Source organism: Psychrilyobacter sp., from assembly GCF_049671765.1.
In the GTDB taxonomy this organism is placed as follows: Bacteria; Fusobacteriota; Fusobacteriia; order Fusobacteriales; family Fusobacteriaceae; genus Psychrilyobacter.
On record NZ_JBATVM010000218.1, the window covers coordinates 1 to 9,447 of the forward strand.

General features: G+C 27.6%; 8 protein-coding genes. 6 read left to right on the plus strand and 2 right to left on the minus strand.

Annotated features, from left to right (window positions below; all coding sequences use genetic code 11):
- Positions 1 to 766 (plus strand): ATP-binding protein (locus tag WBG30_RS10450; RefSeq protein ID WP_424504598.1); only part of this gene is annotated, 766 nt, incomplete at its 5' end.
- Positions 767 to 1,047: 281 nt separating this feature from the next.
- Positions 1,048 to 1,941: a metal-dependent hydrolase gene (locus tag WBG30_RS10455; RefSeq protein WP_424504599.1), complete on the plus strand. Its 894-nt coding sequence runs from the start codon at positions 1,048 to 1,050 to the stop codon at positions 1,939 to 1,941.
- Between the two features lie 748 nt (positions 1,942 to 2,689).
- On the opposite strand, the gene WBG30_RS10460 is transcribed toward WBG30_RS10455, so the two are convergent.
- Positions 2,690 to 3,829, minus strand: a complete 1,140-nt coding sequence (locus WBG30_RS10460) for an amidohydrolase family protein (protein ID WP_424504600.1) — start codon at positions 3,827 to 3,829, stop codon at positions 2,690 to 2,692.
- Positions 3,830 to 3,849: 20 nt separating this feature from the next.
- Positions 3,850 to 5,250 carry a YfcC family protein gene (locus WBG30_RS10465; protein ID WP_424504601.1) on the minus strand — a complete coding sequence of 467 codons (1,401 nt, stop codon included), beginning with the start codon at positions 5,248 to 5,250 and terminating at the stop codon, positions 3,850 to 3,852.
- Positions 5,251 to 5,410: 160 nt separating this feature from the next.
- On the opposite strand from WBG30_RS10465, the gene WBG30_RS10470 reads away from it, so the two are divergent.
- From WBG30_RS10470 to WBG30_RS10485, 4 genes are all read left to right on the plus strand, one after another.
- Complete coding sequence (locus tag WBG30_RS10470) at positions 5,411 to 6,163, plus strand: MerR family transcriptional regulator (RefSeq protein ID WP_424504602.1); 753 nt, start codon at positions 5,411 to 5,413, stop codon at positions 6,161 to 6,163.
- Positions 6,164 to 7,260: 1,097 nt separating this feature from the next.
- Complete coding sequence (locus WBG30_RS10475) at positions 7,261 to 7,746, plus strand: lysostaphin resistance A-like protein (protein WP_424504605.1); 486 nt, start codon at positions 7,261 to 7,263, stop codon at positions 7,744 to 7,746.
- Positions 7,747 to 8,963: 1,217 nt separating this feature from the next.
- A complete protein-coding gene (locus WBG30_RS10480) occupies positions 8,964 to 9,239 on the plus strand; it encodes a transposase (protein ID WP_424504603.1) in 276 nt (91 codons plus the stop codon).
- Between the two features lie 20 nt (positions 9,240 to 9,259).
- The coding region (locus WBG30_RS10485; protein ID WP_424504604.1) for a hypothetical protein at positions 9,260 to 9,447 on the plus strand (188 nt) is incomplete at its 3' end.

Sequence of the window (9,447 nt, forward strand, 5' to 3'; positions counted from 1 at the left end):
TTGGAGGTGTTACCTTATGCTAGTTGGCCGTGATAACCTATTACAAAAAGAAATAAATCCTCGCTTAAAATCCCACAGACCCTTTATTTTAGTTGGTCAGAGGGGAATTGGGAAAAGTGAGTTACTAAAATGGAGTTATGAAAGTCTCAGTAATGCTGGAAAAGTATTTGTTTCTTGCTCCAATTCCTTTAGCCTTATTTTAAAACAAATAGTTAAAGCTCAAGGAGAAACAGTTGGAAAGCTTCATAATGATGAACTAGAAAATAAAATCATTACGGGGAAAAAATTAATGATCTTCATAGATGATATAGATAGAATGACTCAAAAAGAAGCTGTTTTTTTCAAGGCACTTAATGAACTCTGGACCTTTTATATGGCAGGGTTAGAGCCTTTCAAAGAACATATAAAAACCATAGTATGGGGGAAACAAAAACTAATAATTCATCCAATAAAAAAGGTTTTTAGAAAAGAACTAGCAGAAAACTGTATATCTCATACAGGAACCATAGTTCCACTTACAGACTTAGTAATTCAAGGTAGAGGAATTCCAGGAAGAGCGTGGGCAATAGCCCGTGGTGAGGCTCTGAGGTACGATGATGATAGGGTGGAAGGGGAAGAGATAAACATAGCACCTGTTTTATTTTTACTTATAGCAGGTATCATGATATTTAGATATATCGCCAGAGGATTAGGAGATAAAGATCTCTATCTAATGGGAGTAGCCTATTTCCTCAGATATTTTATCCGATTACTTACTAAAAAATAATATTTTATTTCTTTTTTTAGATGTTACTCTACTTCTCAGTAAATATCTTACGAGTTTCGTCGCACTCACTATGCCCGTCAGGCATCCCACTAAGAAACGGGGATCTATGGACTTGCTTATATAACATTATTTAGAAAAAGTGAGCTTTTCTTTCCTCTATTTCTTTTGCTCATAAAAAGAAACAGAGTCAGTTAAGGGTGACACCCTTAGGTTTAAGTTTTTCTCGATTTCGATCCATGAATATTAAAATTTTTTAGAAATAAAAATTGGAGGTGATTTCCATGATTGCAATTACTCACATTACCTTCGCAGTAGCCACTAGCCTTATGCTAGGAGCTGAATCTACCACAACTATAGCTTTGGTAGGGATAGGATCTCTCCTACCTGATATAGATCATCCCAGAAGCACAGTTGGGATGATCTTTTCCCCTATCTCAATTTATCTCAATAAAAAAGTAGGTCACAGAACCCTAACTCACTCCTTACTTTTATGGGTACCCCTCAATTTAATAGGTCTATATTTTTATAAGCCCTTATTTTTTATAACCATGGGAGCTATATCTCACTTAGTTTTAGATTCCTGGAATGTTTCTGGGATAATGCTTTTTAATCCTTTCTCAGAGAAACTTTTTGTTTTAGCAGGTAGAAATTATAGAATAAGATCAGGATCTCGATCAGAATTGATATTGATAGTCATTTTTTTATTTATGAGTTTAATGATGGGACATGTAAATAGATTAGGAGGAGCTAGAATTATTATCCAAACTACTATGGCATCCTATAATATGGCATATGAAAATTATTTAAAAAAAGGGCTTAATATCTCCTATATCGAGGGGAAACTAAGATTTCCTAATGGACATATAGAAGAAGGAAAATGGTTATTTATAGGAAAAAATTCTAGATATATGGAACTAACTATTCTAGATGAAAGTACAGATGAATTAATAAAAATATACCAAGACGCAGAATTTTTAAAGGCAGTTCTAAAACCCACTAAAGATAAGTGGGAAACTATAAAGGTTTCTGTTCCTATGAAACTAAAAAAAGGAACAGTTTATTTTAAATCAGGAAAAAATTGGAGAAAAGCAGCGGCAGGATCGACCGTCTATGGATATATAATTTATAGAGATTACATTGAATTAACAGAATTTAAAAAATCATATGATTATTAAGGGATAATTCATTAGTTACTTAAATTAAAATAAATTAATATTTTTATGATATAATGAGTTAACTCAATGCTTCGAGTGAAAAAGGACTTCTAAATTTAGAAGTCCTTTTTTTAATTAAAAAAATAAGAATTAATGGAAATGATTAAACTAAATATAATAATGGTTAGATTGTTAGATTTTAATTATAAAGTTAAGATAATAATAAAAAGTGATAGAAATTTCTACCACTTTCCCAAGTTCCAAGGTTGATTTTTTTTAGTCCGCCAAGGACACCCTATAGGGTCAATACTTTTAGAGTCTAACGATTAAAATAACGTCTATTGAGAGTGGTTTGCGGTAGCAAATAATCTCAATGCGTAGACGTGCTCTCTGAGTTTAGTCAAAAAAAAGTTTTTGACTCTGCCAAACTTGAAGTAATTAAAAAATTAAAAAATAACTTGTTATCCACCTTAATTTTTATATGGAATTAGAGTTGATTTATTTAAATTTCTTGCATTTTTTTAGCTTGATGGGTATGTAATTTTACCTCTATTTCTTTTCTTGAATCCGGAATTAATCGCCAAAATATCTATCTCTTTTTTAGAAAAAAATTGTTAAGTGTTTTAAATAATTTTTTGTTATTCAAATGAATAACCTCCTTCAGGTAGTCCTTGAAAGAGGTTATCATATTTTCTATTAAATTTAAAGTTAGCTTGATAGGTATGTGCCTTAAGGCATCTTTTTTTCATTTTTGATTTTCTATACTTTCCTAAATACTAAATATTTGCATACCTTCAATAAAAACTTTTTCAACATGAGCTCGGTAATCGAGAGGCTCTCTATCCCAAAAAACTATGTCAGCATCAAGCCCAATTTTAATTTCTCCCTTTAAATGGGAGATTCCTAAAATTTCAGCGGGATTTTTAGTAATTGCTTTATATGCTTCTAACTCCGGTAAACCTTCTTTGACAGATAGAGCAGCACAAATTGGTAAAGTCCATAATGGTGTTACATCATGATCTGTTGTTATAGCAATTTTGAGCCCAGCTTCGTATAATATTTTTACAGATTTAAAGGTTTTATTTAAATTTTCAATTTTAGTTTTAAGACTAAGATTAGGACCTAAAATTATTGGATAATTATATTTTTTCAAATAATTTTTAATTAAATGTCCCTCTGTACAATGAACTAAAATTAAATTAACATCATATTCTTGAGCTAATCTGATCGCAGTACATATGTCATCAGCTCTATGTGCATGTACTTGTAGGGGCATTTCTTTATTTAAAACTTTTATCATATTTTCCATACCAATATCTTTAAAAAAATAAAGATTTTCATCGAAAGCCTTTTCTTTTTTATATTTATATTCGATAGCTTCATTAAAAGCCTTTCTAAATAAATACGCTATCCCCATACGTGTGTGTGGATCTTTACCCTTTTCTCCAAGACTTTTGGGATTTTCTCCAAAACTACATTTCATAGATGCTTTTCGAGTGATTATCATCTCGTCTGCAATATTACTTTTGAAAGTAATGTTAGAAAAAATTCCTCCAATAACACTATCACTTCCAGGACCAGTAGATACAGTAGTAATACCTCCTTTGATAGCATCTGAAACGGCTCTATCTAAAGGGTTAATAGCATCTATAGATTCTAAATACGGCATTATAGCTTCAGCATATTCATTACAATCATCTCCTACAGATCCATTTCCTTCTTCACTTATACAAATATGAGAATGTGCATCAATAAAACCTGGTGTAATATATTTTCCTCTTGCATCAATAAAATCATCTGCCTCTAGAAAATCTTCAATTTTAGTAATTTTTTTTCCAATTATTTCAATATCTTTTCTAACAAATCCTTTTTCTTTAAAAATAAGAACGAGACCATTTTTTATAATCATAAAATCACTCCTTTTAAAATTTAATATTTTATCATTACAGCAATAATCATAAATATAATTTGTAAAATAACGGTTATACCAAATAATGGTGCGACAAATTTATACCATTTATTTAGGGGAACTCCCATTAGTCCACATTCTAAGGCACAGGCAGTAGGCCAAAACATATTTGAAAACCCATTTCCAAATTGATAGGCAAGTACTGCAGTTTGCTTACTTAATCCAATTAATTCTGCTGTTGGAGCCATTATAGGCATAGTTATAGTGGCTTGACTTGAAGAACCAGTAATAAATATATGTATAATATTTTGTAAACCTAGCATTCCCATTGCAGCAAATATTTTACCTTGCCCTTCTAAAAATCTAACTAAATAAAAAACTATTGCATCTGAAATCATTGCATCTTTCATAATAAAAAGGATTCCTCTAGTAAATCCAACGACAAACATAGATGGGACCATAGTTTTAGTAGATTCAATAAAAGTTTTAGCTATTTGTGTGGGAGTATAACCTCCAACTAATCCTACAATAATCATCATCATAAGAAACATTGAAGCTATTTCATTAATATACCATCCCCATTTAGTTGTTCCTACAAGTAAAGAAGCAATGGTTAAAATAAATAAAAATAAACATAATTTTTGTCTATGAGTAACTTTCATATTTTTTAATTCAGAAATATCTTTCATATGAAGAGTTTCTAATTCTAAGCCATAGACTACAGATTTTGTAGGATCTTTTTTTATTTTATGAGCATACCACATAACATACGAAATTGAAACTATTTCACAAATTATAAATATAACAATTCTATATGTTATTCCAGAAAACATAGGTACTCCAGATATTCCTTGGGCAATTCCTATTGAAAATGGATTTAAAGTAGAGGCAGCGAACCCTGTGACTACTCCAATAAAAACAATGGAACCTCCAACGACTATATCATAGCCTAAAGCTAAGGATATTCCAATGAATACAGGAATAAGACCATAAACTTCTTCATATATACCCATAGTAGAAGATAATAAACCAAAAGTTAACATAGATATTGGGATTAACCAATGGATTTTATCCCCCATAACTTTTATAAGAGCACCTAAAAAAGCATCTAAAGTTCCATTTTTAATTAGCATATATACAAAACCATAAGCAAAAATAATTAAGAACATAATATCTGCGGCATCAACATAACCACGTTGTAAGTTTAAAAATAAATCAAAAAATCCGGGTGTTTTTCCTGGGGCAAAAATAAAACTTCCAGGAACTACTACCATTTTACCTGTTGCTAAATCTTTAACTCGGTCATAATGTCCTGAAGGTATTATGTGAGTTAACATTGAGACAAGAATAAGCAATCCTGATAATATTACATAGGTATGAGGCATTTTAAAATCTTTCTTTTTTGTTGTGAGGCTTTTCATTCTATCATCTCCTTAAAAAAAATTTGATATATAAAAATAGAACATTATTTATATATATCGAAAGTACTGCGCCATTATAAACCTTAAAGTAACTTCAATGTCAACAAAAAAAATGATATACTATATTTAAATGATAAAATAAACACTCAGGGAGATAATTATGAATAAGGAAGACAAATATACAATAGGAGAAATTTCTGAAATACTCAATATACCGAAAGCAACAATAAGATATTGGGAAAAAGAAAAACTTATAAAATTATCTAAAAATAAGCATAATAATTATAGAGAATTTAATCTTTTCAACCTTATTGATTTAAGTGATTTAAAATTTTTTAGAACTATTAATATTCCAGTGAAAAAATTAATTAATTTTAGAAAAATTACACTTAATAATTTTTCTAAACTAATAGATGATGCTTCTAAAAAAAATGATGAAAAGTTAAGAAAGTATAAAAACATTGAAAAAAAACTTGAGGGTAAGAAAAAAAATATAAATGAGATCTCTAAATTAAAACAAAATAAATATATTTATGAGGATATTGATATTGAAAAAGTAGTGAAGTTTGAATATTATGAAACGAAAAAAACTTGTCGTTATATAGAAAATATAAATTCTTATATAAAATTTCAAGATAGTAGAAATTCTTTCAAAGAAATCAGGGGACTATCTGTGGAAAAAGAATTTGAAGATAAAAATATTTTATGGGAAAAAGAAAAAAACATTAAATTCATTAGTTTTTTAGTAAAAGAATATGTGGACTTAAATTATAAAAATAATATTAAAAAGGATGTTAAGGAAATACAGAAAAAATATAAAACTGGAGTTATTTTATCAAAATTTTTAATTTCAGCTGTTGAAGATGATAAATTAATTGATTTTTTTAAAGCCTATGTAGAAATAATAGAATAGAGTTATATTTATGTATATTCAAGAATAATGAAATATATCCATTTATACCTTTAGATTTTAAATAAAGTATGTTAGAATCTAGCTGTAAAAAGAGAGAAAAGTTTAAAAAGGAAAAATATGAGAAATATAGATTTAAATCTTATTGGAGGGTGTCCATAAAAGTCTGCAAATAGAAAAATAGTTCCTATGATAACTTCTTAATACGATAAAAAATTTAGCATGTCAAGCAAGCCTAAAAAAAAGGCTTCTTGACATATTTTTTTACTTTATTCTGGAATTCTATTAGCATACATTATTAATAATTCACCATAGACTTTGCCCCAATTTCTAAGAGGATAAACCCATTTTGTTCCTAAATCAACACCATTGCCAGGATCTCCTACTTAATGATTTAAAACATTCGTTTATAAATTCAATAGAATCAACCTTAAAAGGACACGAGCAATAGTATAATTTAGTGTCCTTTTTTTAAATACTTTTTTTTTTTGTTTGCGATAGGAGATCCAAAACTTAATATTATCCAGGATTGCCTGGAGCTGATCCAACAGAAATTAAAAAGTAAGTCTAATTTTGTTTTTAAGATGTTTCCAGTATCAACGTATGTATTTGTACTTTGCGACCTCCTAAAATTAGTTCTAGCTATAAATTTTAAAAAACTTGTATTCCCTACTTAACAAAAGTGCATTTTGTTAAGTAGAAAATTCACCTTTTAAAATTTAAAATAATATGTTACATTTAAAAAAAGATTAAAATGGGAGGAAAATATGAAGCCAAATGACTTACCTCTCATAGAGAGGAATAACAGTTTGAAAAAAATTAATTTTTTTTATTTAATAATGATGTGGCTTATCATTAGAATGTCTTTAGAACTTTCTCTAGGTAATTATTTAGACAGAGTGTTGCTCTCTTATAATATTAAATATTTAAGGGAAACTCTATTTAATTTTGTAGACCTTTGTGTTATTGTTTTTTATTTGAAATCTATTTTTAAAAAAAAAGAACTAAATATTAAATGTCTTTTTGGTTCTTTTTCTATACCATGGAAAAAAATTGTTTTTTTTAGCTTATTTTTTCTGATCGTAGAGGTATTTTTAGAAATGTTTTTTACTATTAGTACCAATAATTCCCCATCACATAATGATTTCTATTTTATTGATATAATAATTATAAAACCTATAATAGAAGAAATTATTTGGCGGGGAATTTTATTGAACAAATTAATGGAAAAAATGGGAACAAAAAATGGTATTTTATTAGCAACCCTTATTTTCATTAGTTTACATGGTAAAAATGGTATGTTTCTAATTTTAAGTAGTTTTTATTTTGGATATATCTATTATAAAACCAAATCATTGTATGCTTCAATCTTTTCTCATAGTATTCATAATGGAGCAGTTCTCCTAATAAATATTATACTTGATCTAAATCAAATAAAAATATTTGACTTTTTTGACTATAAACAAACATTAATTATTTTAATTACTTTACTTATCCCATTAGTTATATTTTTTATAAAAAAATTCTGGAGTAATTTAAATGGGAAAAAAGAAAGTATTTATACATATAATTTTATTAATAAATAGAAATTATTATACCATTCTTAATGGGTACTTTATTTTCTTGCGGACAAAAAATTAATAAAAATACTTGAAAATATGATCTAAGTATCTATAAAAAAGATTTCAAATAATAAAGAAGGCTTTCATTTTCATTTTAAGAGCGTATATAAATTAAATGATGTGTTTGTACTATGAAAGGTTAAAAGTAAAACTAGATATGAAATGTTAAGGGGAAAAGGTGGGAAATGATCCACCTTTTTCTTATATTCCATAGGTACTAAAAGTATGGCATTTTAAACGTGTGATAAAAAAATGGGGGTGTGAAAAAAGGTTTAATTATAATATTAGGAACTTTCATAAATAGATTTAATAAAATCAAAGCTCTTTTTGAGAGTCTTTTTATTTCTAAAATTTTTTTTATTATATTCCTTACTTAACAAAAGGACATTTTGTTAAGTGAAAAACCAAGTAAAAATGAGTGTTAAAAATATTTTTAGACGTTTATCTATATTGTAATTATTTTGTTAATTAAAAATGATAATAAAATAAGGTTTAGGCTAGGATTGAAAAGATATTAATTTCAGATATTTTTAATTGTTTGGAAAAAAATGAAGAAAACAATATGAAAGTTTCAAAATAACTATTACAAAATTTTCGTAATAGTTATTTTGGTATATATAAATTAAATTGCTTTTTTTACTAATTATTTAATTAAGATTTTCAACCATTCCTTTGATTTTTATGACTAGAAGTAGAAATAAAAAATAACAAACTTGAAATTGAATCCTTAAATTTTTTTGAATATAATAAACTCTTGAATGAATTATTAGGGAAAATACAAATAAAAGAGATAAATATTTTAGAAGACTCATTGGAGGAGTAAAATAAAAATAGATATTCTAGTAAATGAACCTTAATGAGGCTTTGATAGCGATAAAAAGAGAGTAAATAAGGTTGTTAAATATTTAAATAAATTACATGAAAGTCATTAAATCATAAAACTAAGAGTTCTTTGACCCTAAAATCAACTAATTTAAGGTATTCAATAATATTTTAAGTTTATATACCATAAAAAAATCAAGCGACAACTTCAGTTCGAAACTAACACTTGATTTTGCTAGTTTAGATTAGTAATTGGTGCCGAAAGACAAAAAACGACACTAGGTGGTGTTAGTATAGATATTGGACAATCATGTTTTCGTTTGATATGATAAAATCGAATAGAAAAGTGGAGGTCTAGTATGGCAAAAAAGCGATTTAGTGATGAAGTAAAAGAAACAATAGTTAGACTGTATAACAATGGTAACGGCAAAGAAATTAAAGACTTAGCAATTGAATATGGTGTACCGCAATCAACAGTTAGATATTGGGTAGTAGGTAAGAAAAAAAGAGCTGAAAAGAATCAGTTAAAAGGTGAATCTAACTCAGAGTTAGATCAGATAAAAAAAGAAATGAAAAGATTAAAAGAAGAGAATGATATCTTAAAAAAGGCTATAACCATATTCGCCAAAAACTAAGCAATGAGCAATGTCAAACTATGATCACAGAATTATCAAGGGTTCATCCAATAAGTAAGCTGACAAAGATTTTAGAAGTACCTAAAAGCACCTACTATTATCGAAAACTTAATAAACTAACAGTCAACAAAATTCAAAGAGAAAAATTATCTAAATTAATATATGAAATATGGTTAAGAAGCCATAAAAGGTATGGTGCACCTAAAAT

Excerpts from the sequence above, each read along its gene's own strand:
- WBG30_RS10455 (WP_424504599.1), top strand. The coding sequence starts at position 1,048 with ATGATTGCAATTACTCACATTACCTTCGCAGTAGCCACTAGCCTTATG.
- WBG30_RS10460 (WP_424504600.1), bottom strand. The coding sequence starts at position 3,829 with ATGATTATAAAAAATGGTCTCGTTCTTATTTTTAAAGAAAAAGGATTT.
- WBG30_RS10465 (WP_424504601.1), bottom strand. The coding sequence starts at position 5,250 with ATGAAAAGCCTCACAACAAAAAAGAAAGATTTTAAAATGCCTCATACC.
- WBG30_RS10470 (WP_424504602.1), top strand. The coding sequence starts at position 5,411 with ATGAATAAGGAAGACAAATATACAATAGGAGAAATTTCTGAAATACTC.
- WBG30_RS10475 (WP_424504605.1), top strand. The coding sequence starts at position 7,261 with ATGTTTTTTACTATTAGTACCAATAATTCCCCATCACATAATGATTTC.
- WBG30_RS10480 (WP_424504603.1), top strand. The coding sequence starts at position 8,964 with ATGGCAAAAAAGCGATTTAGTGATGAAGTAAAAGAAACAATAGTTAGA.